The organism is Actinopolymorpha pittospori, assembly GCF_014873875.1.
GTDB classification, from domain to species: Bacteria; Actinomycetota; Actinomycetes; order Propionibacteriales; family Actinopolymorphaceae; genus Actinopolymorpha; species Actinopolymorpha pittospori.
In genome coordinates this window covers 10,275,582-10,300,598 of the sequence record NZ_JADBEM010000001.1, presented here as the reverse complement: position 1 = coordinate 10,300,598, position 25,017 = coordinate 10,275,582, and the positions used below count along the sequence as shown (strand labels likewise).

Below are 25,017 nucleotides of genomic sequence, written 5' to 3'. Positions count from 1 at the left end.
TATATGACAGCTAATAACAACTCAAATTCAACTATTAAAGACAGACCCTGCTGCTGGGCTTGGCGTACCGCCTGCTCGGCAGCATGTGGGACGCGGAGGACGTGGTTCAGGACGCCTTCCTGCGCTGGACCGCCGCCGACCGGGTGGACGTCCGGGAGCCCCGGGCGTTCCTCCTCACGATCGTGTCGCGGCTCGCCCTGGACCAGCTGCGAAGCGCCCGGGTCACCCGCGAGGCATACACCGGACCGTGGCTGCCCGAACCCGTGGACAGCGCCGCGTTCGGGCCCCTCGACACCGCCGAACTCCGCGACACCCTGTCCTATGCCGCCCTGCACCTGATGGAGCGCCTCTCGCCGCCGGAGCGGGCGGTGTTCCTCCTGCGTGAGGCGTTCGACCTGCCCTACGACGACATCGCGCCGATCATCGGCGCCACGGTCGCGAACTGCCGCCAGATCCACACCGGGCCGCCGCACGGCTGGCCGAGGGCCGTGATCGGTTCCAGCCGTCCTCACAGGACCACGCGAAGCTGCTGCTGAGCTTCATGGACGCCGCTCAGGGCGGCGACATCGACGCGCTGACCTCGATGCTCAGCGACGACGTCGTCGCCTGGAACGACGGCGGCGGCAAGGTGCGCGCCGCGCTGCGTCCGGTGTCCGGACTGACCAACGTCGTCGCCTTCATCGCGGGCCTGGTCCGAAGGTATCCGTTCGAGGATTTCCGGCTGGTCGAGGTCAACGGCCGGCCCGCCATCTGGGTCACCGTCGACGGTATCGACCAGGTCGTCTCCGTCCACACCCGCGACGGCCTCGTCCACGGCATCTACTGCGTCCTGAATCCCGACAAGCTCACCCGGCTCCGTCCCCAGCCGTAGGGCCGGCGCTGCAAGGAAGTCCGATCAGTGCCACCTGCGCGCGGCCCGGTTGACTGCCCGCGCGGCCGGTCTCTAGCGTCCAGCAGACATCGAGCTGTCTCGTCGACGGAGGTCGTGGTGGGTGGGCCGTTGAAGCTGGGGTTGGTCGGATGCGGTCGCGTGATGCGCGGCCCTTACATGTCCTTGATCCGGCAGCTGCGCAGCCGCGGCCAGGTCGGAGACCTGGTCGCGTGTGACGTGAACCCGGACCTGCGCGACGTCGTACTCCGTGAGCCAGGAGTTCAGCGGTTCACCACCGACCACACCGAGGTCCTGGACGACCCCGAGGTCGACGTCGTTCTCGTCCTCACCTCGATGCCCGAGCACGGGCGGCTTGCCAAGGCCGCCTTGCTGGCCGGCAAGCACGTGCTGGTGGAGAAGCCGATGGCGACCACGCTGGAGGAGGCGGCCGAACTCGTCGAACTGTCCAAGACGAGCGCGGGCCACCTGGTGTGTGCACCGTTCGTGATCCTCAGCCCGACGTTCCAGGCGATGTGGCGCCACATCCGCGACGGCGACATCGGCCGGCCGGCACTGGCCCGAGGGCGCTACGGCTGGGACGGTCCCGACTGGGGCCCGTGGTTCTACCGCGCGGGTGGCGGGCCGCTGTTCGACCTCGGCGTCTACAACATCACCGCGCTCGCCGGGCTGCTCGGTCCCGTACGCCGGGTCTCGGCGTTCACCGGCCGCCTTCGCCCGCAACGTGTGGTTGACGGTGAGCTGATCGACGTCGAAACTCCCGACAACTACCAGATCACGTTGGACTTCGGCGATGCAGTCCTGGCCACCGTGACCACCGGGTCCACGACCGCACCCAGGTTCACTGAACCCGGCCGACCCGGTGCTCAGTGTCCGGCCGGCGCAGCCCGCCTCCGACGTCGACCAGGTCCGTATGCTCTGGCGGCGTACGTTTCCCCGTCTCGCCTCCGACGGCCCTGACCTCGCCACGCTGCCCTCCGCGACGCAGGTCCTGGTCGGTGAGCTCGCTGGATCCACGCCGGAGGTCGTGGCCGCGGCCTCGCTGTCCGGGATGAACGACGCTGCGAACACGTGTCGCGTGCAGATCGTGGCCGCCGACGACAGGTCCTGGTTCGCCATGCACGATGCCGTGACGGAACGCCTCCGCGAGCAGGGAATCCACCGCTGGTACGTCGTGACTCTTTCGTGGTCGTGGGTTCGCGACGGTGGTGAAGTCACAGGCGGTCCTGACGCTGGCCGCGGAAGGCGTACGGAGATTTGGAACCGGCGGCGCGGAGGTGAACGAGGCGTCCCTGCGCGCCAATCGACGACTTGGTTACGTCATTGGTGTTCCGTGGCGCACCTACGTTGCCCTCACCGGGTGAGAGCGCGAATCCCTGTCAGGTAAGAAGTCTCGTCGTCCCTGGCGGGTGAAGCGCCTTCATCGTGGCAGGAAGTGCCCACGGGCGACGAGGAGATGACTCGCGTCGCGGAAACGCACCAGACCTTCACTTCCTCCCATACGTGAGCGACACGCATGTCGCGGGCGGCCCTGGTGGCCACTCACCACCGTCGTACCGAACCGAAGTGTCCGAGTCAAAGGGAAGTGTCCGAGTCGAACAGTCGAAGACCGGTTGCCTTAGACACCGTCACGGGTATGTGCTGTGAGCGTGAGGTCGCGGCCAGCAGGTCCCGAAGCCGCGGCGCCTGGGAAGGGAGACCTCCGCGATGGGCGACAAGATGAGGAACAAGGCCAAGAACATGAAGGGCAAGGCCAAGGAGAAGGTCGGCCAGGTCATGGGCGACGAAGAGATGCGCGAAGAGGGCCGCACGGAGCAGACGCAGGCCCACGCGAAGCAGGCTGGCGAAAAGATAGGCGACGCGGCGGGCGATGCCAAGGACTCCGCGAAGAAGATGTTCGACAAGGACTAGCCTTCGCGTCCTGAGTTTCTGAGTTCACTGCGGGTGCCCGCGCCACACGGCGCGGGCACCGCTTTTGTGTCTCCTGTTGCGCGTGGTGCGTGTTCGGCCGGGTGCTGTGGGTGGTTCCGTACGGCCGGACCTGGTCGGTTCGCGTCAAGTTCGAATGTGCCCTAGCGTGTGAGAGCAGGGGGCAACGGGGATGTTTCGGACCTGAGCTACCAGACCTGACCAACCAGCTGTGAGGTGGTCTCCATGGGAATCGGCGTCAGCATCCTTCTGATCGCTGTCGGCGCCATCCTCGCGTTCGCGGTCGACTACGACATCTCGGGACTCGAACTCTCGGTGGTCGGCTGGATCCTGTTGATCGTCGGTGTGTTGGGCATCATCCTGACCCTGGTGATCTGGGGTCCGCGGCGTCGTGCGGCGACCGCGCGGGTCGAGGAGCGTCGGGTGTACGACGACGGCCCGCCGCCTCCCGCGCTCTGAGCACGGCCGCGAAGAGAACGTCGCTCGGACAACCTCGAACGTCGCTCGGACAACCCGGAACGAACAAGAGGCGGGAGCGCGTAATGGTCACGCGGACAGGGCAAGGTCGGGATGCCGGCCGTAAGGCCCAGCAGGCGGCCGACAGCCGGCCGGTGAAGCTGCTCGGCCGGGTCGGCCTGGCCGCCTACGGCGTCGTCAATCTCGCCTTCGCCTACCTCGCCTTCAAGGTCGCGACCGGCGGCAGTGGCAAGCCCGACAAGTCCGGAGCCCTGCAGACGCTGGCCAACCAGCCCGGCGGTCAGGTGCTCCTCTGGGCGATCTGCGTCGGGCTGGTCGCGCTGGTGCTGTGGCAGTTGGCCGAGGCGGCGTGGGGCTACTCAGGTGCGGGCTCTGACCGGCGGCGTCTAATGCGCCGACTGGCGAGTGCGGGTGAGGCCGTCGTGTTCGGCGTCCTGGCCTTCAGCGCCGGCAAGGTCGCCGCGGGCGGTGGTGGCGGCGGCAGCTCCAACGGCACCCAGGAGGCATTCACCGCGAAGGTGCTCAAGCTGCCGCTGGGACAGGTGCTGGTCGGGCTGGTCGGCCTCGGCGTCGTCGTGGTCGCGGGGTTCCTCGTCTACCGCGGCCTGAAGAAGAAGTTCACCGAGGACCTCGATCTCGCCCGGGCAAGCGATCCCGGACGCCGAATCGCCCTGACACTCGGCCAGGTCGGCTACGCCGCGCTCGGTGTGGCCTACGGCCTGGTGGGGGCGCTGATCGTGGTCGCGGCGGTGACGTTCGACCCGCAGAAGGCCACCGGACTCGACACCACGCTCTCGACGCTCGCGCGGCAACCGCACGGCACCGTGATGCTCGGGGCGATCGCGGTCGGAGTCGCCTGCTACGGCGTCTACTGCCTCTTCGACGCGCGTTACCGGAAGGGCTGATCCGCCCAGGTCAGCCGGGCTGATTCTCGTCGCTGGACAGGATCAGCTTCCACGCGCCGGCGGCGACCGTCCACGAACGGCTCCGAGTCGGGCCGGTGACCTCGCCGTCGGCGTTCAGCCAGAACGGCTCACCGGCCACACTGACCTCCTTGGCCCGCGTCGTGACAACGTCGTCGCGTGAAGTGTGGTCACCACGCAGGAGCCGGACGGCGTAGCCGAGCCTCGCCAGCGGGGAGACCGAGTGCGACACCACGACGTCGACCAGGCCGTCGTGTGGGTCCGCGTGCGGATGGAGCTGTGCCGTTCCCCCCGCGATGCTCGGTGCGTTGGCCAGCCCCACCATCAGTGCCTTGCGCCGGGGGACCGCGATGGTCCTACCGTCGACCACGACCTCCAGCCGCCACCCCTTCGTCCGCAGCCCGGCCATGACCGCACCGACCGGGAACGCGAGCGGACCCAGGCGGGACTTCATCGGTCTCGCCGCCTGCGCGGCATCCGCTCCCACGCCCACGTGGACCGCGTTGACGACCACGCCGCCGGTGTCGTCGACGAGCAGGTCCATCGGGGTCGGCTTCCCGTCGAGGACGAGTCGCGCGGCCTCACGTGGATCGAGGGGGATGTCGAGTCCACGGGCGAGGTCGTTGCCGGTGCCGAGTGGGACCAGGCCTATGCGGACCGAGCCGAGTTCGCCCCGTGCGTGCAGGGCGGCCACCGTCGTGTGGAGCGAGCCGTCCCCGCCGACCACGACGAGGGTGCGACCGTCGAGCCGGTCGAGAAGCTCCTCGAGTTGTTCGCGGGACTCGGAGTAGCACAGCTCGGCCGGACCATCGCCGCGGAGAACCTCCAGCGCTTCGCTGACAGCCTCCTGCTCGGTGCTGCCCGCTGCCTTGTTGGCGATGACCAGCATGTCGGCACTCATCCCTGGTTCGGAGCCTGGGCGACGGCTCGAGCTTCCGGACTGCGCGAGAGGTGGGAGCGGCAGGCCGTCGCCGGCGGGTGCGCGGCGTGGTGAGGCCGATTCTAGGGTCTTGGCCGAACACCGGCAGGCGCTGAAGCGGGGCGAGCCCGGACGTTTCATGCCATATCCCGCCCGGACGACTCGCCTCCTCGCCGTGGGTCACCACTGGCCGGTGACCGCCTGGATCGCGAGACCGGTGCAGGCGAGGGCTGCCCAGAGGAGCCCACCGAACAGCATCGGGCGTGGCCCGGTACGCCGCAGGTCGTGCAGCCGCGTACCCAGTCCGACCGCCGCGAGTCCGACCGTGACCAGGAACCCGGCCGCCGTGGACAGCGGTGCCTGGGCGACGGCGGGGACCAGCCCGACCGTGTTCGCCAGACCCGCGCACAGGAAGAGGAGGAGGAAGCCGGGCACCAACCGGAACGGCCACGAACGTGCCCCGGCCGGCCCGGTGGGCCCGGGCCGCCCGCTCGGTTCGCTCGACCCGGCAGCCGAGGGGCCGGCGGGTCCCCGCTCGGCACGGGCGCGCGCGAGGGCGAGCCCGATCGTCACGGGGATGATGGCGAGGGTCCGGGTCAGCTTGACGACGACCGCGTGATCGCCCGCGGTGGCGTTGAACGCGTACCCGACCGTGACCACGGAGGAGGTGTCGTTCACGGCGCTGCCCGCCCACAGGCCGAACCCTGGTGCGGACAGTCCCAGCAGGTGACCCAGCAGCGGGAACACCAGTACGGCGGCGACGTTGAACGCGAAGATCGTGGACACGGCGTAGGCGATCTCGGCCTCGGTGACGACCACGACACGCGACGTCGCCGCGATCGCGGACGCTCCGCAGATGCCCGTTCCCACACCGATCAGGGTGCGCAGTCCGCCGCTGACGCCCATCGCCCGACCGAGGAGCGGTGCGCCTCCCAACGCGACGGCGAGGGTACCGGCGAGGACGGGCAGCGAACTCGCTCCGGTGTGTGCGATCTGGTGCAGGGACAGGTTCGCGCCGAGTACGACGACCGCGGCCTGGATCGACCATCTGCCGGCGCCCACGACCGCGGACCCGAAACGTCCCAACCTCGGCACCGTCGTGATCACCACCACGCCCAACGCCAGGGCGAGCACCGGTGCGCCGGCCACCGGGACGAAACGGCCGAGGACGGTCGCCGTCGCGGCCACGGCCAGCGGGAGGACTACGCCGACCACGCCCGCTCCTTCCGCCTGTCCACGGTCGTGTTCCGCGGCCACTGATCACGATGCTCGTTGTCGGTGTGCGGGGGTAGCCGTCGTTTTCGGCGCAGGTGGTAAGCGACGCTTATATGGGTGAGGGCTGACGTCACCTACGCTGAGGGTGTGCTTCCACCCGCGACGCCCGAGCTCGCGACCCTGCAACTTCTTGTGACGGTCGCCGAGACCGGCAGCTTGCGAAGGGCCGCCGGGCTGCACGGCATCAGCCAGCCCGCGGTGAGTCAGCGGATTCGTGGACTGGAGCGCAAGCTCGGCTTGCGTCTGCTGGAGCGCTCGACCGTGGGCTCCCGGCTGACGCCGGAAGGGGTGGCCGTGGTCGACTGGGCGCGTCCGGTTCTGGAGGCCGCCCGCGAGCTCACCCTCGGCGTGGCGGCGCTCCGCGCCGAACAGGCCGACCGGCTCCGGCTCGCCGCGTCGATGACGGTGGCGGAGTACCTCGTGCCGGGCTGGCTGTCCCGGCTGCACGGAGGCGAACCCGACCTCGCCGTCTCCTTGCAGGTCGGAAACTCCGAGCAGGTCGCGGCGATGGTGCGCGAACGTCGGGCCGACCTCGGCTTCGTGGAGGGGGTCACGGCGCCGACCGGGCTGCGGTCCCGCACCGTCGGAACCGACGAACTGTTGCTGATCGTCGCGCCGACCCATCCGTGGGCGCGGTCGCGGCGGGCTCGCGGCGTCCGCCCGGACCAACTCGGCGCCGAGCGGCTCGTCCTGCGCGAACGCGGCTCCGGTACGCGCGACGTGTTCGTCCACCGGCTCGCCGGCGCCGGCTACGAGGCGCGTCCGGGTCTCGAGCTGGGGTCGACGACCGCGATCAAGGCGGCGGTGATGGCGGGGGAGGGGCCGGGCGTGCTCAGCGCCCTCGCCGTCGGAGCCGAACTCGCCGACGGCCGGCTGGTCGCCATCCCGGTGGAAGGGGTGTCGTTCGAACGCCGGTTCCGGGCCGTGTGGCTGCCGGGGCGGGATCCGCGTGGCGCGGCCGCGCGTCTGCTCGCGGGCCTGGTCTCAGCGCGTACCCGTCGGACGTAGCAGCGAGGCCGGCCAACCCGGTGAGCTGGGTCGCTGGTCTGTCGTGCGGCGTTTCGCCAGACCTACAGTCGATCCATGACAGAGCGAGCGATCCCGATCCTGCCCGCCGACGACCTCCGTACGGCCCGGAAGTTCTACGTCGACGCGCTCGGTTTCCGCGTCGTCCTCGAAGCCTCAGACGACGGCATGACCGGCTTACTGGGGCTCGAGCGCGGCACGATCCGCCTGACGATCGATGCTCCGATGGCCGGCCACGGCAGGCAGGCGTGCGTGTCGTTGGAGGTCGAGAGCGCGGACGCCTACTACGCCGAGTGGCGGTCGAAGGTGGAGATCCGGCAGCCGCCGAAGGACGAGCCGTGGGGCGCGCGCACCTTCGACGTGCTCGACCCGTTCGGTAACACGATCTTCGTCCTGCAGCCACGGAGGTGATCCACGGGTGGCGCGGGTCGTCGTCCGGACAGCAGGACGCCGGCCAGCCCAGGCGAAGTGAGTCGCCTGAGTTGGCCGGCGTCGTCGAGGCGGCGGCTCCGAGGGTCGCTCAGAGCACGTCGTGCCCCGGGTGCGGCTGGGCAGGGATGCTCCCCAGCCGCCCGGCCTGGTAGTCCTCGAACGCCTGGAGCAGTTCCTGCCTGGTGTTCATCACGAACGGCCCGTACGCCGCCACCGGCTCGCGGATGGGCAGCCCACCGAGGACCAGAACGTCCAGCTGCGGGCTCCGGCTCTCCTGCGCCTGGTCGGCGGCGAGGGTGATCGCGTCACCCGAACCGAAGACGGCGAGCTGGCCCGTCCGGACCGGCCGCCGGTCGGAGCCGACCGTTCCCGACCCGCTCATGACGTAGACGAGCGCGTTGAAGTCCGGCCGCCACGGCAGTCTGACCTCGGCGCCCGGCGAGACGGTCGCGTGCAGCAGCGCGATCGGCGTGTGGGTGATGCCGGGACCACTGTGTCCCGCCACGTCGCCGGCGATGACGCGGAGCAGGGCACCGCCGTCCTGGGTGCTGAGCAGGGAGACGTCCCCACGGTTGATGTCCTGGTACCGCGGTGCCGTCATCTTCATCCGCGCCGGCAGGTTGACCCACAGCTGGAAACCGTGGAACAGGCCGCCGCTCATCACGAGCTCCTCCGGCGGCGCCTCGATGTGCAGGAGGCCGCCACCGGCGGTCATCCACTGCGTGTCACCGTCGCTGATGACACCACCGCCACCGTTGGAGTCCTGGTGCCGCATCGTTCCGTCGATCATGTAGGTGACGGTCTCGAAACCACGGTGGGGGTGCCACGCCGTGCCTTTCGGCTCTCCCGGGGCATATTCGACCTCACCCATCTGGTCCATGTGGATGAACGGGTCGAGCTGGCTCATGTCCACACCGGCGAAGGCGCGGCGGACAGGGAACCCCTCGCCCTCGAAGCCGCTCGGCGCCGTGGTCACGGACACCACCTTGCGGTCGGTCGCCGTCGCCGGGACCTGGGGGACGCGGGGCAGGACGAGGATGTTGTCGACACTGACCGCTGGCATAGCTGGCTCCTTCACTCGGATGTGGCCGGAACCCTGTCGGGGTGTCCTGCCGGTCAGAACGATAGTTGAAGATTCAATATTCCTGCGTCCGGGGGGCCTGAACTGGCCGGCCTCGGGCGTCCGACTCGCCCCATTCGTCAGCCGCTGGGCGGACGCCACGGCCCGGGCTGGAGGATGATCGCTGCAGGCTTGCTCCGCCGAGCCGGACACGACGACCGAGGAGAGTGGATGCGCGCAGCGATCTACACAGGTGACCCGACCCTTCTCGTGGAGGAGCGGGACCCTGTCCCGCCCGGACCTGGTGAGGTCCGCATCGAGGTCGCCTACGCCGGGATCTGCGGCACCGACCTGCACATTCGGCACGGCGCGATGGACGACCGGGTGCCGGAGCGGGCGGTCCTCGGCCACGAGTCCTCCGGCCGGATCGCCGAGGTCGGCGAAGGTGTGACGCCGTGGCAGGTGGGCGACCCGGTGACCGTCATGCCGCTGCGGTGGTGCGGCACCTGCGCCGCGTGCCGTGCGGGGCACACGCACGTCTGCCAGACGCTGAAGGTCATCGGCGTCGACATCGCCGGGGCGATGCAGGGCAGCTGGACGGTCCCGGCCGAGGTCGTCCTGGGCCTGCCCTCGGACCTGCCGCTCGACCAGGCGGCACTGGTCGAGCCGACCGCGGTCGCCGTGCACGACGTACGCCGGGCCGACCTGCGGGCCGGCGAGCAGGCCGTGGTCGTGGGTGGCGGGCCGATCGGTCTGCTGGTCGCCCGGGTCGCGCAAGCGCAGGGCGCGGAGGTCGTCGTCCTCGAACTCGACCCGCACCGCCGAGGCGTCGCCGAGCAGCTCAGCCTGACCGTGATCGACCCCGGGCAGACCGACGTCGCGGCCTACGTCCAGGACTGGACCTCCGGCGCCGGTGCGCCCGTGGCCTTCGAGGTCTCGGGAGCGGCCGCCGGCGTACGGACCGCGACGGACGTCCTCGGCGTCCGCGGCCGCATGGTAGTCGTCGCGATCCACTCCGAGCCACGCCTCGTCGACCTGAACCGCCTCTTCCTGCGGGAGCTCACCATCCTCGGCACCCGCGTCTACACGCGCGAGGACTTCGAGACCGCCGTGAAGCTCGTGGCCGGCGGCGAGGTCCCCGCCAAGGAACTCATCTCCCGCGTCGTGCCGCTCTCCGGCGCGACCGAGGCGTTCGAGGCACTGGAGTCCGGCGGCGGCGTCATGAAGGTGTTGATCGACTGCCAGGCCACCTCGTGACCGGACCGCACGAGACACCCGCGTCCGCCGGCCTGTTCGACCTGACCGGCAAGGTCGCGCTCGTCACCGGCGCGCGGCGGGGCCTCGGCCAGGCGATGGCGACAGCACTGGCCGGCGCGGGTGCGGACGTCATCGGGGTGAGCGCCCAGCTGGAGCCGAGCGGGAGCGAGGTCGAGCGCGCGGTGACGGGCCTCGGCCGTGAGTTCGAGGCGCACCAGGTCGACTTCGCCGACCGGGCGGCGGTCCTGGGCTTCGCCCGTGGGGTAGCGGCCCGTGAGCGGCCGGTCGACATCCTCGTCAACAACGCCGGAACGATCCGCCGCGCCCCCGCGGTCGACTACCCGGACGAGGACTGGGACGACGTGCTCGCGGTCGACCTGTCCGCGCAGTTCGCCCTGACCCGCGAGCTGGGCCGCCGGATGGTCGCGCGGCGAAGCGGCAAGGTCATCTTCACCGCGTCCGTCCTGAGCTTCCAGGGCGGCATCAACGTCGCCGCCTACACCGCCGCGAAGAGTGGGCTCGCGGGGCTGACCCGCGCTCTCGCCAACGAATGGGCGTCGTACGGCATCAACGTCAACGCCATCGCACCCGGCTATATCGCCACCGACAACACCGGTCCGCTGCGCGCCGACCCGGAGCGCAGCAAGGCGATCCTGGACCGGATCCCGGCGGGCCGGTGGGGCCGCGCGGAGGACCTGGCCGGCGCGGTGGTCTTCCTGGCCGCGCCCGCCTCCAACTACGTGTCGGGTGCGGTGATCCCGGTCGACGGAGGATGGCTCGCCCGGTAGGCGCCTGCTTGGCCGGGTCCCTGCGAGTTGTGGATGGATTTGTGCTGTGGGGGCGGTCCGTACCGTGGGGACGGATTCGTGCCGCGGCGACGACCCGGCCTCGACGACGACCCGTTGACGGTACAGCTATGGCTGTACTATCGGAGGCGTGTCCGCACCTTCCGCCGGCGTCGAGGCGATGTCCCGCCTGGGCCGGGCCATCGCCGATCCGACGCGCTGCCGCATGCTGCTCGCCATGGTCGCCGGCCCGGTCTACCCCGCCCAGCTCGCGGAGGCGCTCGACCTGACCCGCTCCAACGTCTCCAACCACCTCACCTTCCTGCGCGGCTGCGGCCTGGTCGCGGCGACGCCGCAGGGGCGCCAGGTGCGCTACGAGCTCGCCAGTCCGCACCTCGCCCACGCCCTCCTGGAGTTCCTCCAGGTGGTCGGGGAGGCCGACCGCCCCGACGTCTGCGACGTGGAGGTGGAGTCCCAGGTCGCGGTGCCGCCCGCGGCATCGTCCGCGGCGACCGAGGCCGGACGGCGCCCCACCCAACCCGTGTCGGGTGCACCGCACGGCTCACACCGCTCCCGTCCGGCGCGGTCCCACGAGGCCGCGCCGACCCGTGCCCACCACCGGCCGGGCCGCAGGTCGACCTCGGCCGAGGAGTCCGACTGATGGGCGCCGGCCACGGCCACGGGCACGTGACGGTCACGGGAGCCCATCGCCGCCGCCTCGCGCTGGTGCTCGGGTTCACCGCCTCGGTGTTCGTCGTCGAGGTCGTCGGCGCGGTGCTGTCCGGTTCGCTGGCGCTGCTCGCCGACGCCGGACACATGGCTGCGGACTCCGCCGGGATCGTCCTGGCGCTGGTCGCGGTGACGCTGGCCCAGCGGGCACCGACCGTGCGGCGTACGTTCGGCTGGCAGCGGGTGGAGATCCTCGCCGCCGCGGCCAACGCCGTCGTCCTCTTCGCGCTCGCGCTGTTCATCGTGGTCGAGGCGGTCCAGCGGTTGTTCGCACCGCCCGAGGTCGGCTCGACACTGATGCTGGTGGTGGCGAGTGTCGGCCTGGTGGCCAACACCGCGTCGCTGCTGCTGCTCCACCGCGAGCAGTCCACCTCGCTGAACCTGCGCGGCGCCTACCTCGAGGTGCTCGGCGACCTGCTCGGCTCGGTCGCGGTCCTGGTGGCGGCGTTGGTCATCGTCCTGACCGGCTGGCGGCAGGTCGATGCCATCGCCTCCCTCGCGGTCGCCCTGATGATCCTGCCCCGCGCCTGGGCGCTGCTGCGGGATGCCGTCGACGTGCTGCTGGAGGCGGTACCCAAGGGCGTCGACCTGGAGAACGTACGCCGCCACATCGTCCGCACCGACGGCGTCGTCGACGTCCACGACCTGCACGCCTGGACCATCACCTCAGGGCTTCCCGTCCTGTCCGCGCACGTCGTGGTCACCGAGACCACCATCGCCGGCGGCGACACCGGACGCGTGCTGGACGCGTTGGGTGAGTGCCTGGCCGGCCACTTCGACCTCGAACACTCGACGTTCCAGATCGAGTCGACGAAGCACCGCGCCCACGAGCACGCGGTTCACGAGTAGGCCGACTCCCCGTCGCGCCGGCGGCACGGTTTGGACACGATTCGTGATCGATTGAGCACGTATCGTTGTCGATGTCCTGGTCGCGGCGATACGGTTCCGTTCACGTCAGGAGGAGGTCGACGGTGCGGCACGACGAGTACACGCCGATCGGATCGGTACGCCGGGCGCTGCGCCTCCTCGATGTCGTCGCCGCCTCCGACCGTCCGCTGCCCGCGCGCGCACTCGCCCATCAGACCGGCGAGCCGCTGCCGACCACCAACCACCTCCTGCGCACGTTGGTCCACGAGCGGCACCTGCGCCGCGTCGACGACGGCTACCTGCTCGGAGACCGGGTGCACGCGTTGCTGCGCCGAGGACGCGACCAGTTGATCGCGGCGCGCGCTCATCCGACCCTGCGGATGCTTAACGACGAGTTGGGTTGCCCGGCGTACTTCGCGACCTACGCCGACGGTGAGCTCAGGCTCCTCGATGTCGTCGACACCCCGGCGCTGCCGCGCTTCGGCGACTCCCTCGGTCTCCGCGACTCGGCACACGCGGCCGCGTTGAGCAGTTGCCTGCTGGCCTGCCTGCCGGCGCCGGAGCGTGCCGCCCACCTTCGCCGGCAGGGCGTCACCTCACCGCGGGTGGAGCCCTACACCGACCCGACGGCCCTCTACGACCGGCTGGCCGAGCCCTCTCCCACCGACCCCGAGACGGAGGAGGAGTACGCGGGCGGCACCGCCATCTGGGTCGCCGCCCCCGTCCGCGGGCACTCCCTGCTCGGCGCGCTGGCCGTCTCGGTCTCCAGACGTCGCCTACCCCGGTTCTTCGAGCGGCGTTCCCAGCTGAGCCACGCGGCGCGGCGGATCGCTCGGGTGCTGGAGTTCGTGACCACCGGCCCGTGACCACCGGCCCGTGACCACCGGCCCATGAGCACCGGCCCGTGACGGCCAGCCGGGTGACGACTTGCGTGTCGCCGTGGCCAGGGAATTTGCGGAAACGCCCGGTCCCGACGCTCCGTACAGGCCACGATGGGTGCAGCGCTCCCGGAGATGTGAGCAACCTCGGCCGTCCACATCGACGGCGGCTCCGCTTCCGGATGGGCGTGTGGGACCAACGCGGCGGATGCGGTCGCTGATCCGATCGGCTGGACACTCGAAGTGTCGGGCCGGGTAGCGGACCGCCTTCGGAGGGGTGCACAATTCGAGGCTCCGGCAAGTGGAGTCCAACGCGACGAAGCCCCGCCGGGTTGTGTACGGCGTCGTGGGCCAAGACCCGCTCCCGGCGTACGAGTTCGTCCAACGGGGTGAGAGTTCGTCAACGACGCGCTCTCACGCAGAATTCGTACGGGCGCGATCGACCAAAGCTGAGGTGGCCACACCGTAGGTTGTGGATCGCCGAACTTCGGGTGGCCGCGCACCGGCCTGTGCACGGAAGGCGCACCATGGAGGAGCCGACTGAGCGCGAGTCCGCGAGGTTCGTGGGTGAGGGCGCGTCGCGCGCTGATCCGACGTCTGAGGTCTGGGGATCGCGTGGCCAGCCTCGCGATTCGCTGGTCTTCTGCGTGAGCGACGGGACCGGAGGGTTCGGCGGCATCTACTGGTTGGACGACCGGGGCGACCGAAACGGTCGAGGGCAGGCCGTCGAGGAGCCCTCGTCGTAGCGTGACGAGTGTGCAGACCCGCGCCGGGGAAGTGTGAGCAGCACCGGGGCCATGGCGTAGGCGTGGCCGCAGCGGTACCGCAGGAGCCAGTGTCACCGCAGGAGCCAGTGTCACCGTAGGACCCCAGGCACCACCGCAGGAGCTTTCTGAGCCCGCGCTCGGAAGGTCCAGATCGCCCGCCTCCGCGATCTGGGCCGCCCTGGCGCGGGCTCAGCTCTGTCCGGTGAGAGCGTGCCCTCCCTGGCCAACTCCAGGTTCACCGCGAATTACGTCTTGACGTCGTTCCGATGGCCTGCGAACGTTCTCCAACGTGGCAAGATCATCGGCGCCCCACCTTTGGTGGCCGCGCCGGATCGCACCAGCGAGGACGATTCGAAAGCCGTGACTTCCCCGGCTGCCAAGGTCTATCGGAGGTGTCCGCATGAGCCCCACCGAACCCTCTCGCGGTCTGAACCGGCGGCACTTCCTCCGCCATGCGGGTGGACTGGCCGCGTTCGGCGCCCTGGCCGCGGCGTGCGGCGGAAACACCGGTCGCCCGTCGGGTGGCGGGGGCGGCGGTGATGGTGATGGTGTCGCGTTGTCGCAGTGGTATCACCAGTACGGCGAGGCCGGCACCAAGGAAGCCGCCCTGCGCTACGCGAAGGCCTACACCAAAGCCGGTGTCAACGTGCAGTGGACACCGGGCGACTACGCCTCCAAGCTCTCCTCCGGCCTGCTCTCCGACAAGGGGCCGGACGTCTTCGAGAGCCAGCTCAACATCGCCATGGTGCAGAGCAAGCAGGTCGTCGCGCTCGACGACATCATCGAGGACGTCAAGGACGACCTCAACCCCAACGACCTCGCCCAGAACACCGTGGACGGCAAGGTCTACGGCATCAAGATGATCGATGACCCCCAGCTCATCTACTACCGCAAGAGTCTGCTCGACAAGGCCGGGATCGAGCCGCCGACCACGATCGACGACCTGATCGAGGCCTCCAAGGCACTGACGACCAAGACCATGAAGGGCATGTTCGTCGGCAACGACGGCGGGCTCGCACTGGGCGGACCGGCACTGTGGTCCTCCGGAGGCAGCTACCTCACCGACGACGAGAAGCCCAACTTCGCGGGGCCGCGGGCACTCCAGGCCTACGCCAAGCTGCACGAACTCAATGCCAGCAAGTCGATTCTGCTGGGTGCGCCGACCGACTGGACCGACCCGGGCGCCTTCCTCAACGAACTCGTCGCCATGCAGTGGATCGGCCTGTGGGCGATGCCCGCCATCCTGAAGAAGTTCGGCGACGACGTGGGCGTGCTGGCGTTCCCCAAACTCGACGCGCAGGGCAAGGACAGCGTCTACTCCGGCGGCTGGACGCAGTTCGTCTCCGCGAAGAGTCGCGACGTCGAGGCCGCCAAGGCCTTCGTCCGTTGGCTGTGGATCGACAAGACCGACTTCCAGGAGGACTGGAACCTCAGTTACGGATTCCACATCCCGCCGCGAAAGAGCCTTGCCGCCAAGGCCACGAAGCTGCAGAGCGGCGCCGCCGCCGACGCGGTGAAGTTGGCCGCCGACCACGGCTTCACCGACAACCCGGCCTGGACGCCGAAGATGGGTACGGCGTTCGGTGACATGCTCACCAACATCATCAAGAAGGGCGCTGATCCGGCCAAGGAGGCAGACAAGGCGCAGAAGACGGCGCAGGCAGAACTCGACCGGCTGTTCGGGTGAGCCGATGAGTGCGGTCGCCGACCCGTCCACGACCAGGGGCAGCGACAAGCCCCGACGACGTCGCCGGGGCATCAGGGGTAACTCCCTGGCGTTCTGGATCTTCGTCGGGCCCTTCCTGGTCGGCCTGCTGATCTTCGGTTACGTGCCGATCCTCTGGAGCCTCTTCCTCAGCTTCTTCGACGCCCGTAACACGGTCACGCCCACCGACTTCGTCGGCCTGCGCAACTACGCCGACATGCTCACCGACCCCAACTTCCTCTCCAGCCTGTTGACGTTCACGGTCTTCGCGGTCTTCATCGTGCCGTTGACGTTCGCCCTGTCGCTCGGACTCGCCCTGCTGGTCAACCAGGTGCGGGTCGCGCGGGCGTTCTTCCGTTCGGTGTTCTTCATTCCGACCGCGTGTTCCTACGTCGTCGCGTCGCTGATCTGGAAACTCTCGATCTTCAACGGCGTACGCTTCGGGCTCGCCAACACCGTGCTCGGCTGGTTCGGGATCAGCGAGATCGCCTGGCTGAGCACGGTCGACCCACCGTGGTACTGGCTCCCCTTGGTGACCGTGCGGCTGTGGCTCCAACTCGGCTTCTACATGATCCTGTTCATCGCCGGCCTGCAGCGCATCCCGACCGAGTTGTACGAAGCCGCCTACGTCGACGGCGCGAAGCCCGGTTGGCAGGTGTTCCGGCACATCACGCTGCCACAGTTGCGGGCGACGTCGATCGCCGTGCTGTTGCTCAACCTGATCGCGGCGTACCAGGCGTTCGACGAGTTCTACAACCTCGTGGGCAACGTCAACTACGCCCGACCACCACTCGTCTACCTGTATGGCGTCTCGCTCGGTTCGATCCAGGATCTCGGTCTTGGTAGCGCGGGCGCGCTCATCCTGGCGATGATCATCATGCTCGTCACGCTGGTGCAGAGCAGGCTCTTCGGCTTCGGTAAGGCGGACTGATGGCGACGACCACCGAAGGAGCCACCGAACGAGCCACCGTACGTCCCGGTCGGCGGGCCGCCGAACGAACCGGCACGCCACGCCCGATCGGACACGGGCAGGGCACCCTCGGCAAGGTCGGTGCGGTCGCCCGGTGGGTGGCGCTCGTCGTCGCGTCCGTGATCTTCCTGCTGCCGTTCTATCTCATCGTGCGTAACGCCCTGTCCAGTGAGGCGGACATCACGGCCCCCACCTGGACGGTGTTCCCGAGCACGCTCCACTGGGAGAACATCGGCGAGTTGTTCAACGACCAGGAAGTGCCGATGGCACGCGCCCTGTGGAACTCCGTCGTCGTGGGCGTGCTCGGGACCGGCGGACAACTGTTGCTGGCCTCGATGGCCGGCTACGGGTTGGCCCGCATTCCGCACCGGATGGCCAACACCGTCTTCTACCTCATCGTGGCGACCCTGATGATCCCGGCCGCGGTGACGTTCATTCCGAGCTTCGTGCTGGTCTCCTCCCTCGGCTGGGTGAGCTCGCTGCGCGGCCTCATCGTGCCGGGCCTGTTCAGCGGCTTCGCGGCGTTCCTGTTCCGGCAGTACTTCCTCAACTTCCCGAGGGAACTCGAGGAGGCGGCCCGGGTCGACGGGCTGGGCTACTGGCGGACGTTCTGGCTGATCGTCGTTCCGAACTCACTGCCGTTCTTCGCGGCGATCGCGGCGATCACCTTCATCGGCAACTGGAACGCGTTCCTGTGGCCGCTGGTGATCGGTCAGGACTCCTCGTCGTGGACCGTGCAGGTCGCCCTGTCGACCTTCATCACGGCGCAGACCATCAACATCCACGAACTCTTCATGGCCGCCGCAGTCTCCATCCTGCCCCTCGTGCTGATCTTCGTCTTCCTGCAGCGCTACCTGGTGCGGGGCGTCACCGAGACCGGGATCAAGGGGTGAGGCTCGCCAGCACCGCGGGCAGTCGGTCACTCGCGGCGGCGATGCCCAGGACGTCGACGTACTCCCGCTGGTGAACGATGTGTCCATCCCTGACCCGCAGGATCACCAACATCGACAAGGTGAACGCACGCCCGCCGGCAAGACTCGTACCGGCGAGTTCGAACTCCGCGATGACCACCTCGGGATCGGGACTGTCGTGGAGGGCGACCGTGCGGTGGCTCTCGAACCGGAGGGGCAGAGCGTCCCAACCGGCGCGCGCAGCCTCCCGGATGTCCTCTCGGCCCTGTCGTCGCGGAACGATCCCGGGTCGGGTGAAGACGAGTTCGAGTACGCCGTCCTCGGCGTACAGGTCGGCGGCCGCATCCGCGTCGGCCGCCACGATCGCACGGACGAGCGCGGCGTAGACCTCCCGTGGGGTGGTGGGTTCCGCCATCGGATCCGGGACCGTCGGGTCGTTCCGGCTAACCGGGTCGCCCGGGTCACCCGGGTCGCCCGGGTCTCTCGGGGCCGGGTGGTCTGGCTGGTCCGCGGGGCTCGCCGTGGCGCCGAGACCCATTCCTTCGGCGGCCCGCATTCCCTCGATGGGGTTGGCGTAGTCGCGTAGGTGCACGATCTCGCCGTCGCGGGCCCGTAGGACGTAGACGTAGGAGATCTGGGCCGGCTGTCCGTTCGCGGCGGTGGTGCCCGCGATGGAGTGCTCGACGACGATCACCTCAGGGTCCGTGGTGTCGTGGACGACCACGTCGCGGTACTCCTCGAAGCGGAACGCTGTACCGACCGCGGGGGTGAGCCAGGCGCGGATTCCTTCGCGGCCCTCGACCCTCGGCGGTATCCCGGGCAACCGGAACGGAAACTCGGTGACGCCGTCCGGTGCGAACACCTCGGCCATCTGGTCGGCGGAGTTCGCCAGCACCGCCTGCTGGTACCTCGCGAACACGGCGCGAGGCCCGGACGCGGAGGTGTCGGCTCCGGTGTGTGACGCCGGGGCGCGAAGACTCTCGGACCGGGGCGCGTTCATCGGGCCGCCAGTTCGGCCATCAGGTCGGGAAGTTGCCCGAGCGCTGTCGCCATGGTCAGCACGTCCTGGTACTCACGGACGTGCACGACCTCGCCGTCGCGCACGCGCAGCATCGTCACGAACGACGCCGTCGCCTGCACGCCGGTCACCTTGTGGGTGCCGGTCAGGTCCCACTCCACGACGATCACCTCGGGATCGGTCGTGTCGTGGATCACGACGTTGCGGAACTCGTCGAACCGCACCGGCAGTGCCTCGCGTCCGGCTGCGGCGAAGGCCAGGTAGGTCTCCCGCCCCTGAACGCTGCGTGGCCGTCCGGGTGGGCTGAACGGCCACTCGACGAGGACGTCCTCGGCGATGTGGGTGGCGTCGGTGGGGGAGCCGTCCAGGAGGGCTCGCTGGAAGCGCGCGAAGGCCTCACGGGGGGTGAAGGTGTCCGCGCCGATCTGGTCGGGTGGGGTGGTCGAAGGCATGAGAGATCATCCTTTCGCTCAACGAGTGTTGAGACTCAACGAGCGTAGAGCGAAATCGCCGTTCGGTCAACGCCGGTAGAGTCGGGGAGTGAGCGGACCGGAGAAACCCCGACTGACCAGGGCGGAGCGGCGACAGCAGACGGAGGACCGGATCCTGGCGTCGGCCCGCCAGAAGTTCGCCGAGGTCGGCTACGAACGCACGACGATCCGCGCCGTCGCCTCGGCGGCCGGCGTCGACCCCGCCCTGGTGATGCAGTACTTCGGGTCCAAGGAGGGGCTGTTCCGCGAGGCCATCCGGGTGCCCGGGGACGAGTCACTCCCGGCCGAGCCGGCGGAGTTCGCCGAGCTGGTCCTGTCCATCCTCGGGGTCAAGCTGGGTGAGCTTCCGGGAACCTCACTTCCCTTACTGCGTTCGGCGTTCACCCATCCGGAGGCGGCGGAGGAGATCCGGGCGTCCATCGGACGCCAGATCGAGCAGGCGCGCCCGGCGATTCGGGGCGACAACCCGGAGTTGCGCGCCGCGCTCATCTTCTCCGTACTGCTCGGTGTGTCGATCGGGCGACACGCCTTCGAGATCGACTACCTCCGCGACGCCACCCCCGAGCAGATCACCAACCTGCTACGCCCGAGCATGCAGAAGCTGATCGAGGGCGAGCAGCCGTCGACGGAGTGACGGCGGGCGACTCTTTCGGTCGAGCGTCAAGCCTCGCTGGCGCCGTCGGAGGCGGAACGCTGGCTGACCAGCAGGCCCGGCAACGAGCGGAGATGTTCGGCGGCCAACTCGCGCCGGCCGCTCATCTCGAGGACCTGACCGACCTTGCCGGCGGCCGCGATGACCTGGTCGGCGAGGGCGGGAACCTGCTCCCGGGTGACCCGGTAGGTCGGTCCGCCGACCCAGATGGCGTAAGGAACCGCGTCGCCGACGTGGACCGGAGCGGCGACCGCCGCGGCGCCCTCCTCGAGTTCGTCATAGGCGACCGAATAGCCGCGCTCTCGCACTTCGCCGAGTTCGGCGAGAAACGCGTCGAAGTCGGCGAACTTCCGAGCCGGGCGATCACGCAGGTCGGCCACGAACTCCGACCGCACCATTTCGGCGTCGTGCCAGGCCAGAAGTGCCTTTCCGGTGGAGGTTCGCCACGCCGGTGACTTTCGTCGCGGACCGGAGTGCAGGCCCATCAGGGAAGGCCCCGCGACCTGGGTGAGAACGACGACGGAAGGGCTGACCAACTGGTCCAGGCCCACTGTCTCGCGGGTGTCCGCGGCGAGTTCTTTCAACACGCTCTGGGCGTGTGCATAGACGGATTCCTGGTCGAGCAGACCGCCGACCAGGAACAACATGCTGAGTGAGACCCGAAAGCGCCGAGACGTCGGATCGGCTGTCAGCCAGCGTTCCTTCTCCAGCACGGTAAGGATCCGATGGCAGGTCGCCTTCGGAATTCCGCAGGCGCGGGCGACGTCTGACAGTCCGATGCCCTCCGGATGTGCGGCCACCGTCCGCAGAATCCAGATTGTCTTGTGCACGAGCCCGACATCACTCATGTCGTCCCTTCCGGAGCAGACTGATCAGTCATGGTAGGGCCCGGCTGCGGCCCGTGCCGGAGTCTTCATGAGGAATTACCACATTTAGCGAGTACGCGACGTCCCGAAGCCGTCGACAGCGGTTCACCCCGGACGTGACAGACTCCTGCGCATGCCCGACGTACCAGTGAGCTACCGCCTGCGCCCAGCGCTGGGCGTCCGCATGCTCGGCATGGCCTGCGTGTGGCTCGCCCTCGCTGTCGTCCTCGAAGTCCTGCGCCGGGGAGTGTCCGCACTCGACGCCCCCGTGGTCGTGGTCTTCGAGTGGATCTTCCTGGCGGTCTTCGTCATCGCCGCCGGCTGGGGCCTGTGGACGCTCCTCGGGCGGTCGGGGCTGGTTCTGAGTGGCGACGGCTTCCGCAACCGCACCAACTGGGCACGGGAGAGCGTCCGCTCGGCACGCTGGACGGACGTCGCCGACGTACGACGCGCCGACGGCAGCGCCGGCACCGTCTTCGTCGTCGCCCTCGCGGACGGGCGGCGCAGCCTGGTCGTCTCACGGTTGCTGGACGTGCCGGTGGCCACGCTCGAAGAACAACTTCAGGGGCACCTCAACACCGCCCACGGCTACCGCCCCCTCTGAGCGAGCCCCCGCATCCCGCCTGGCGGCGTTCTCGTCGTCGCCAATAGGACACCGCTATTGGCTCCTCCTCGGCCTTGCCAGCCGGGCGCGGATGACTCGCTCACGCGGGCAGTCCCAGCATCCCGGCTGGCGGCGTTGTCGTCGTCACGCGTAGGGCGCGGCTATGTGTTGGATCTGCTCACACGGGGAGTTCACGCGTCGCCGGGGGAGATGTCGGGGTCGCGCACAGAGCCGGGAAAGGGGTGCGCCGCCCCAGGCCTTGGGGGGCTCAAGACCTGGAGCGGCGCTTCGATGCACCTGGGAGGGTTGGTGCGTCCACTCATCCCTAACGAGCACCTCACCCATAGGTTACGCAAAGTGCCAGGAGAAATCTTGGCCGTAGTCGAATTCCGCGAGTCTGTCCGACGCTTCAGTGACGCCCGACGTCAGCGGCTCAGCTCACGGGCCGGTAGGCGCAGGCGTCGGCGAGGTTGTCGGCCGGGGCCGTCTTCGGGTCCGGCGTGCCGTTCGGCGTCGGAGCCTTCGTGGGAGCCTTCGTCGGGGTCGGCTTCGCCGGGTCCGAGGTGGACGGCCGCGGCTTGGCCGGAGCCTTCGTGGCGGTGCTCGCGTTGATCGCGGTGCGGACCTTCGAGTGGATGAGGTCGTAGTCGGGGTTCCACGGCTTGATGATCTTGTTGGTGAAGGCGATGCTCTTGATCTCGCCGCCCTTCACCCGCATCGACAGGTCGACGAACGCCGGAAGCAGCGAACCCGGGATGTCGGTGAGCACGATCTGCTTGGAGGTCTTGGCGATTCTTTCGTAACGGGTCAGAACGGTGGCCGGGTTGGACTGGTCGATGATCGCCTTCATCGCGCAGCGCTGGCGTTCCATCCGCTGGTAGTCGTCGGCGCCGTAGCGGCCACGTGCGAACCACAATGCGTGGTAGCCGTCCAGGTGCTGGTCGGGTCCGGGCTGGAGGTAGTCGTGGGGTCGGATGCCCTCGTCCATCGCGCCACCGATGGCGACCTTCTCGTTGATGTTCACGGTGATGCCACCGAGCGCGTTGACGAGTTCCTGGAAGCCCTTGAGGTTGATCAGGACGTAGTAGTCGAGCTTGATGCCCAGGGCGGCGCCCACCGCGAGCTTGGTCGCGTCGGCGCCGGGGTTGTCGCTGTCGAGCAGGCCCGGGTGCTGTGCCGGGACGTTGCGGTAGATCGAGTTGATCATCCACTCGAGCTGGTCGCCGCCACCGGCGTAGACGCCGTTGGGATAGGCGTCGGCGAGCGGTGAGTCGGGCGGGAACGGCACCTTCTCCAGGTTGCGCGGCAGGCTGAAAAGCACGGTGTTGCCGGTGTGGGTGTCGATGCTCGCGACCTGCAGGCTGTCGGGCCGGATGCCCTGCCGGTCGTCACCACCGTCGCCGCCGAGCAGCAGGAGGTTGACCCGGTCCTGCCCGGCCCACGGGTCGGCCGCGGTGGCGTTCTTCGGCCGGGTCGCGCTCTTGCTGGTCGCGCCGGCGAAGACGTCCTCGACGACGCCCTTCTGGACCTGGGCGTAGCGGCCGCCCACAGCCAGCGGGGCCAGCACGGCGAGCGCGAGCAGCGTCACCAGCGCCGAGCCTCCGATGCGCTGGAGCGGGCTGATCTTCCACGGGCGCAGTGAACGGTAGGTGCCGACGATGACGATCATCCAGGCGAGCCCGATGGTCGGCAGCAAGATGCCGATCACCAGCAGCGCCTCGGACTGGACCGCCCAGTGCAGGATCGCCCGCTGTTGGGCGACGGCGAGGTAGGCGCCGAACCCGGCCAGCAGGATCGCGATGGCGAGGACGGCCGCGCCGAGCTTGCGGCGACCCGCGGCCAGGAGGCCGACTCCGGGGATCAGCGTGCCGAGGATCGTGAGGAGGAGTGCCTTGGTGAAGGACATGGGACGGCGTCGTCGCCGACTCGTCGCGGTCGGCCGTGACGAGGTCCCTTGATCGTCCTTCACCAGCTCAGACATGGATCGTATTCAATCCCACTCGTTCGGGGACGAAGTAGCGCCCCAGGGGCCATTCGGTGCGGTTCCTCTGAAACCTCGACGTCCGACGTTCCGATGAAGTTGCACTCATCCGCGAGTTTTGCCGGCGTCGGTCGGGCACGGGACGACGCGTACAAAACGGTTTTTTGCGAGGATTTCGGGCGCTTCCGGCAGCGACGCGACCCGCCTGGTGCGGCTCGCTCCGTCCGGTGCTCATCCGACTCCGTTCACCACTGGCGTCGGCTCCGGGGGCAGTGGAGGCCCGGCCGTCGTCAACGCGGTCCTGCTTCCGGCAATCGCGAAGACGCGGCCGGATCTGCGCACGGTACGCCATATCGGCAGGGATCGGCACGTGGATCACGAAGTGAACGGGGACGAACGGGACGAACCGTGCGCGGAAGTCATACGGCAGGACACCGCCGAAACTGTGCGCAAGTAAACGTTGGCGATCCGTGACGGGACGTCCTGGCCGTACGCGACCGGTCAGTCGCGGTGTGGGGCCGGACGGCACGCTGGGATTCACCGGATTCACCGGATTCACCGGATTCGCCGGGATGTCCGGGGTAGCCGGTTAGTTACATGGTTCGTCCGGCGGTACGCCCGCCAGGAGCGCTCGCACCTCGGTGTCGGTGGTCGGGGTGAAGTCCTGGTACCAGCGGCCAACGGCCTCGAAGGTGTCCGGGGTGAGCGGGCAGATCACCTCGTCGGCGATGTCGGCGAAGGTCAGCAGGGTGTCCGGAGGCGCCACCGGCACCGCGAGCACCACCCGGCTGGGACCGAGCCGGCGGACGGCCGTCACCGCGGCCCGGGCAGTGGCGCCGGTCGCGATGCCGTCGTCCACGAGAACGGCGACCCGGCCGGCCAGGTCGAGGGCTGGACGGTCGCCGCGATAGGAGCGTTCCCGCCGCGTCAGCTCGGCGGCCTCGTCGGCAGTGGCGCGTTCGACCGCCTCGGGGTCGATCCCCAACTGCTCGACGACGTCCCTGTTCAGCACGCGTACGCCGCCGCTGGCGACCGCGCCCATGGCGAGCTCCCGGTGCCAGGGAACGCCGAGCTTGCGGACGCAGAAGACGTCGAGATCGGCACCCAGATGGCTCGCGACGGCGGCCGCGACCGCCACGCCGCCGCGCGGCAGGCCTAACACGGTCACGTCGCGCCGGCCGACGTAGGCACTCAGATGCTCGGCCAGTCGGCGACCCGCGTCGAACCGGTCGGCGTAACCGACGGTGCCACCTCCGGTTGGCTCGGTCATGGCGACACCTGGCACGCTACCCGGCCGGTGGGCCGCCCGCACAGGTCCCTCGGGTAGCGTTCGTGCTGATCAGGCCGGTTGGGGCAGCCGCGAAGGGGACTTCGGGGTGTGACCCACGTCCGCGTGACACGCCGGGGGGTCAAACGGTACGGGTGGTGCGCTTTGCCCGCCTGACCGCGGGACCGCTACCCTGATCCGGCATCTTGGCTTTCGCCAAGGGAGGCGTCGCCTAGTCCGGTCTATGGCGCCCGCCTGCTAAGCGGGTTGAGGGCTCAAACCCTCTCGCGGGTTCAAATCCCGCCGCCTCCGCCCTGACCTGCGCAGACACGCAGGTCT

Annotated in this window: 27 protein-coding genes and 1 tRNA gene; 20 read left to right on the top strand and 8 right to left on the bottom strand. The window is 69.3% G+C overall.

All coding sequences use genetic code 11. The features are described from left to right. Positions 1-47 precede the first annotated feature (47 nt). The 6 genes from HEB94_RS49940 (at position 48) to HEB94_RS47670 (ending at position 4,200) form a co-directional block, all read left to right on the top strand. A complete protein-coding gene (locus tag HEB94_RS49940; RefSeq protein ID WP_337918592.1) occupies positions 48-536 on the top strand; it encodes a sigma-70 family RNA polymerase sigma factor in 489 nt (162 codons plus the stop codon). A gap of 5 nt (positions 537-541) precedes the next feature. Further along, on the top strand, positions 542-871 hold the full coding sequence (locus HEB94_RS49935; RefSeq protein WP_202896931.1) for a sigma-70 family RNA polymerase sigma factor family protein: 330 nt from the start codon (positions 542-544) through the stop codon (positions 869-871). 27 nt (positions 872-898) lie between these two features. Beyond that, positions 899-1,849, top strand: a complete 951-nt coding sequence (locus HEB94_RS47685) for a Gfo/Idh/MocA family protein (RefSeq protein WP_337918482.1) — start codon at positions 899-901, stop codon at positions 1,847-1,849. 747 nt (positions 1,850-2,596) lie between these two features. Then, positions 2,597-2,800, top strand: a complete 204-nt coding sequence (locus tag HEB94_RS47680) for a CsbD family protein (protein ID WP_192755954.1) — start codon at positions 2,597-2,599, stop codon at positions 2,798-2,800. 243 nt (positions 2,801-3,043) lie between these two features. Further along, a complete protein-coding gene (locus tag HEB94_RS47675) occupies positions 3,044-3,277 on the top strand; it encodes a DUF6458 family protein (protein WP_192755953.1) in 234 nt (77 codons plus the stop codon). An 83-nt stretch (positions 3,278-3,360) separates the two neighbouring features. Next, on the top strand, positions 3,361-4,200 hold the full coding sequence (locus tag HEB94_RS47670) for a DUF1206 domain-containing protein (RefSeq protein ID WP_192755952.1): 840 nt from the start codon (positions 3,361-3,363) through the stop codon (positions 4,198-4,200). Positions 4,201-4,210: 10 nt separating this feature from the next. Here HEB94_RS47670 and HEB94_RS47665 read toward each other — a convergent pair whose 3' ends face one another. Beyond that, on the bottom strand, positions 4,211-5,119 hold the full coding sequence (locus HEB94_RS47665) for a diacylglycerol/lipid kinase family protein (RefSeq protein ID WP_192755951.1): 909 nt from the start codon (positions 5,117-5,119) through the stop codon (positions 4,211-4,213). 198 nt (positions 5,120-5,317) lie between these two features. Next, complete coding sequence (locus tag HEB94_RS47660; protein WP_192755950.1) at positions 5,318-6,352, bottom strand: putative sulfate exporter family transporter; 1,035 nt, start codon at positions 6,350-6,352, stop codon at positions 5,318-5,320. 117 nt (positions 6,353-6,469) lie between these two features. Between HEB94_RS47660 and HEB94_RS47655 the strand changes: the two genes are divergently transcribed. Together HEB94_RS47655 and HEB94_RS47650 are read left to right on the top strand one after the other, a co-directional pair. Next, positions 6,470-7,420 (top strand): LysR substrate-binding domain-containing protein, encoded by a 951-nt coding sequence (locus HEB94_RS47655; protein ID WP_192755949.1) that lies wholly within the window; start codon positions 6,470-6,472, stop codon positions 7,418-7,420. 33 nt (positions 7,421-7,453) lie between these two features. Then, positions 7,454-7,849: a glyoxalase superfamily protein gene (locus tag HEB94_RS47650; RefSeq protein ID WP_273379016.1), complete on the top strand. Its 396-nt coding sequence runs from the start codon at positions 7,454-7,456 to the stop codon at positions 7,847-7,849. A gap of 109 nt (positions 7,850-7,958) precedes the next feature. Here HEB94_RS47650 and HEB94_RS47645 read toward each other — a convergent pair whose 3' ends face one another. Beyond that, a complete protein-coding gene (locus HEB94_RS47645; RefSeq protein WP_192755947.1) occupies positions 7,959-8,933 on the bottom strand; it encodes a pirin family protein in 975 nt (324 codons plus the stop codon). A gap of 228 nt (positions 8,934-9,161) precedes the next feature. Here HEB94_RS47645 and HEB94_RS47640 point away from each other — a divergent pair, with 228 nt between their 5' ends. The 9 genes from HEB94_RS47640 to HEB94_RS47600 all read left to right on the top strand — a co-directional run bounded on the left by HEB94_RS47640 (position 9,162) and on the right by HEB94_RS47600 (position 17,781). Beyond that, a complete protein-coding gene (locus HEB94_RS47640; RefSeq protein WP_192755946.1) occupies positions 9,162-10,187 on the top strand; it encodes a zinc-dependent alcohol dehydrogenase in 1,026 nt (341 codons plus the stop codon). Continuing rightward, positions 10,184-10,975 carry an SDR family oxidoreductase gene (locus tag HEB94_RS47635; protein ID WP_337918480.1) on the top strand — a complete coding sequence of 264 codons (792 nt, stop codon included), beginning with the start codon at positions 10,184-10,186 and terminating at the stop codon, positions 10,973-10,975. The genes HEB94_RS47640 and HEB94_RS47635 overlap by 4 nt, the downstream gene beginning before the upstream one ends. A 148-nt stretch (positions 10,976-11,123) precedes the next feature. Next, entirely contained in the window at positions 11,124-11,633 is a 510-nt protein-coding gene (locus HEB94_RS55145; RefSeq protein WP_337918479.1) for an ArsR/SmtB family transcription factor, read from the top strand. Beyond that, positions 11,633-12,550, top strand: a complete 918-nt coding sequence (locus tag HEB94_RS47625) for a cation diffusion facilitator family transporter (RefSeq protein ID WP_192755945.1) — start codon at positions 11,633-11,635, stop codon at positions 12,548-12,550. The genes HEB94_RS55145 and HEB94_RS47625 overlap by 1 nt, the downstream gene beginning before the upstream one ends. 122 nt (positions 12,551-12,672) lie before the next feature. Then, complete coding sequence (locus tag HEB94_RS47620) at positions 12,673-13,434, top strand: IclR family transcriptional regulator (RefSeq protein ID WP_337918478.1); 762 nt, start codon at positions 12,673-12,675, stop codon at positions 13,432-13,434. A gap of 539 nt (positions 13,435-13,973) precedes the next feature. Then, positions 13,974-14,192 carry a hypothetical protein gene (locus HEB94_RS47615; protein ID WP_192755943.1) on the top strand — a complete coding sequence of 73 codons (219 nt, stop codon included), beginning with the start codon at positions 13,974-13,976 and terminating at the stop codon, positions 14,190-14,192. Between the two features lie 421 nt (positions 14,193-14,613). After that, the gene (locus tag HEB94_RS47610; RefSeq protein ID WP_192755942.1) at positions 14,614-15,900 is read left to right on the top strand and encodes an ABC transporter substrate-binding protein; all 1,287 of its coding nucleotides are present in this window, start codon (positions 14,614-14,616) and stop codon (positions 15,898-15,900) included. A 4-nt stretch (positions 15,901-15,904) separates the two neighbouring features. Continuing rightward, positions 15,905-16,849 carry a carbohydrate ABC transporter permease gene (locus HEB94_RS47605; RefSeq protein ID WP_192755941.1) on the top strand — a complete coding sequence of 315 codons (945 nt, stop codon included), beginning with the start codon at positions 15,905-15,907 and terminating at the stop codon, positions 16,847-16,849. Next, positions 16,849-17,781 carry a carbohydrate ABC transporter permease gene (locus HEB94_RS47600; RefSeq protein ID WP_192755940.1) on the top strand — a complete coding sequence of 311 codons (933 nt, stop codon included), beginning with the start codon at positions 16,849-16,851 and terminating at the stop codon, positions 17,779-17,781. Before HEB94_RS47605 ends, HEB94_RS47600 begins: the two co-directional genes overlap by 1 nt. Here HEB94_RS47600 and HEB94_RS47595 read toward each other — a convergent pair. After that, positions 17,771-18,799 carry a nuclear transport factor 2 family protein gene (locus HEB94_RS47595; protein WP_192755939.1) on the bottom strand — a complete coding sequence of 343 codons (1,029 nt, stop codon included), beginning with the start codon at positions 18,797-18,799 and terminating at the stop codon, positions 17,771-17,773. The genes HEB94_RS47600 and HEB94_RS47595 overlap by 11 nt on opposite strands. Beyond that, positions 18,796-19,269 carry a nuclear transport factor 2 family protein gene (locus tag HEB94_RS47590; RefSeq protein WP_192755938.1) on the bottom strand — a complete coding sequence of 158 codons (474 nt, stop codon included), beginning with the start codon at positions 19,267-19,269 and terminating at the stop codon, positions 18,796-18,798. The genes HEB94_RS47595 and HEB94_RS47590 overlap by 4 nt, the downstream gene beginning before the upstream one ends. A gap of 88 nt (positions 19,270-19,357) precedes the next feature. On the opposite strand from HEB94_RS47590, the gene HEB94_RS47585 reads away from it, so the two are divergent. Beyond that, positions 19,358-19,942 (top strand): TetR family transcriptional regulator, encoded by a 585-nt coding sequence (locus HEB94_RS47585; protein ID WP_192755937.1) that lies wholly within the window; start codon positions 19,358-19,360, stop codon positions 19,940-19,942. A gap of 26 nt (positions 19,943-19,968) precedes the next feature. Here HEB94_RS47585 and HEB94_RS47580 read toward each other — a convergent pair whose 3' ends face one another. Continuing rightward, a complete protein-coding gene (locus HEB94_RS47580; protein ID WP_192755936.1) occupies positions 19,969-20,808 on the bottom strand; it encodes an IclR family transcriptional regulator in 840 nt (279 codons plus the stop codon). 151 nt (positions 20,809-20,959) lie between these two features. Here HEB94_RS47580 and HEB94_RS47575 point away from each other — a divergent pair, with 151 nt between their 5' ends. Next, positions 20,960-21,430 (top strand): hypothetical protein, encoded by a 471-nt coding sequence (locus HEB94_RS47575; protein WP_192755935.1) that lies wholly within the window; start codon positions 20,960-20,962, stop codon positions 21,428-21,430. Between the two features lie 433 nt (positions 21,431-21,863). On the opposite strand, the gene HEB94_RS47570 is transcribed toward HEB94_RS47575, so the two are convergent. Both HEB94_RS47570 and HEB94_RS47565 read right to left on the bottom strand, forming a co-directional pair. Continuing rightward, the gene (locus tag HEB94_RS47570) at positions 21,864-23,336 is read right to left on the bottom strand and encodes an LCP family protein (protein WP_192755934.1); all 1,473 of its coding nucleotides are present in this window, start codon (positions 23,334-23,336) and stop codon (positions 21,864-21,866) included. A 664-nt stretch (positions 23,337-24,000) separates the two neighbouring features. Further along, positions 24,001-24,681, bottom strand: coding sequence for a phosphoribosyltransferase (locus tag HEB94_RS47565; protein ID WP_192755933.1), 681 nt, complete (start codon positions 24,679-24,681; stop codon positions 24,001-24,003). A gap of 218 nt (positions 24,682-24,899) precedes the next feature. On the opposite strand from HEB94_RS47565, the gene HEB94_RS47560 reads away from it, so the two are divergent. Continuing rightward, positions 24,900-24,990 (top strand) — tRNA-Ser (locus HEB94_RS47560). Positions 24,991-25,017: the final 27 nt, after the last annotated feature.

What these genes read in the sequence shown, in the direction of transcription:
- HEB94_RS49935 (WP_202896931.1), top strand. Translation starts at nt 542, where the DNA reads ATGGACGCCGCTCAGGGCGGCGACATCGACGCGCTGACCTCGATGCTC.
- HEB94_RS47680 (WP_192755954.1), top strand. Translation starts at nt 2,597, where the DNA reads ATGGGCGACAAGATGAGGAACAAGGCCAAGAACATGAAGGGCAAGGCC.
- HEB94_RS47675 (WP_192755953.1), top strand. Translation starts at nt 3,044, where the DNA reads ATGGGAATCGGCGTCAGCATCCTTCTGATCGCTGTCGGCGCCATCCTC.
- HEB94_RS47670 (WP_192755952.1), top strand. Translation starts at nt 3,361, where the DNA reads ATGGTCACGCGGACAGGGCAAGGTCGGGATGCCGGCCGTAAGGCCCAG.
- HEB94_RS47665 (WP_192755951.1), bottom strand. Translation starts at nt 5,119, where the DNA reads ATGAGTGCCGACATGCTGGTCATCGCCAACAAGGCAGCGGGCAGCACC.
- HEB94_RS47645 (WP_192755947.1), bottom strand. Translation starts at nt 8,933, where the DNA reads ATGCCAGCGGTCAGTGTCGACAACATCCTCGTCCTGCCCCGCGTCCCC.
- HEB94_RS47640 (WP_192755946.1), top strand. Translation starts at nt 9,162, where the DNA reads ATGCGCGCAGCGATCTACACAGGTGACCCGACCCTTCTCGTGGAGGAG.
- HEB94_RS47625 (WP_192755945.1), top strand. Translation starts at nt 11,633, where the DNA reads ATGGGCGCCGGCCACGGCCACGGGCACGTGACGGTCACGGGAGCCCAT.
- HEB94_RS47615 (WP_192755943.1), top strand. Translation starts at nt 13,974, where the DNA reads ATGGAGGAGCCGACTGAGCGCGAGTCCGCGAGGTTCGTGGGTGAGGGC.
- HEB94_RS47610 (WP_192755942.1), top strand. Translation starts at nt 14,614, where the DNA reads ATGAGCCCCACCGAACCCTCTCGCGGTCTGAACCGGCGGCACTTCCTC.
- HEB94_RS47605 (WP_192755941.1), top strand. Translation starts at nt 15,905, where the DNA reads ATGAGTGCGGTCGCCGACCCGTCCACGACCAGGGGCAGCGACAAGCCC.
- HEB94_RS47600 (WP_192755940.1), top strand. Translation starts at nt 16,849, where the DNA reads ATGGCGACGACCACCGAAGGAGCCACCGAACGAGCCACCGTACGTCCC.
- HEB94_RS47595 (WP_192755939.1), bottom strand. Translation starts at nt 18,799, where the DNA reads ATGAACGCGCCCCGGTCCGAGAGTCTTCGCGCCCCGGCGTCACACACC.
- HEB94_RS47590 (WP_192755938.1), bottom strand. Translation starts at nt 19,269, where the DNA reads ATGCCTTCGACCACCCCACCCGACCAGATCGGCGCGGACACCTTCACC.
- HEB94_RS47580 (WP_192755936.1), bottom strand. Translation starts at nt 20,808, where the DNA reads ATGAGTGATGTCGGGCTCGTGCACAAGACAATCTGGATTCTGCGGACG.
- HEB94_RS47575 (WP_192755935.1), top strand. Translation starts at nt 20,960, where the DNA reads ATGCCCGACGTACCAGTGAGCTACCGCCTGCGCCCAGCGCTGGGCGTC.
- HEB94_RS47570 (WP_192755934.1), bottom strand. Translation starts at nt 23,336, where the DNA reads ATGTCCTTCACCAAGGCACTCCTCCTCACGATCCTCGGCACGCTGATC.
- HEB94_RS47565 (WP_192755933.1), bottom strand. Translation starts at nt 24,681, where the DNA reads ATGACCGAGCCAACCGGAGGTGGCACCGTCGGTTACGCCGACCGGTTC.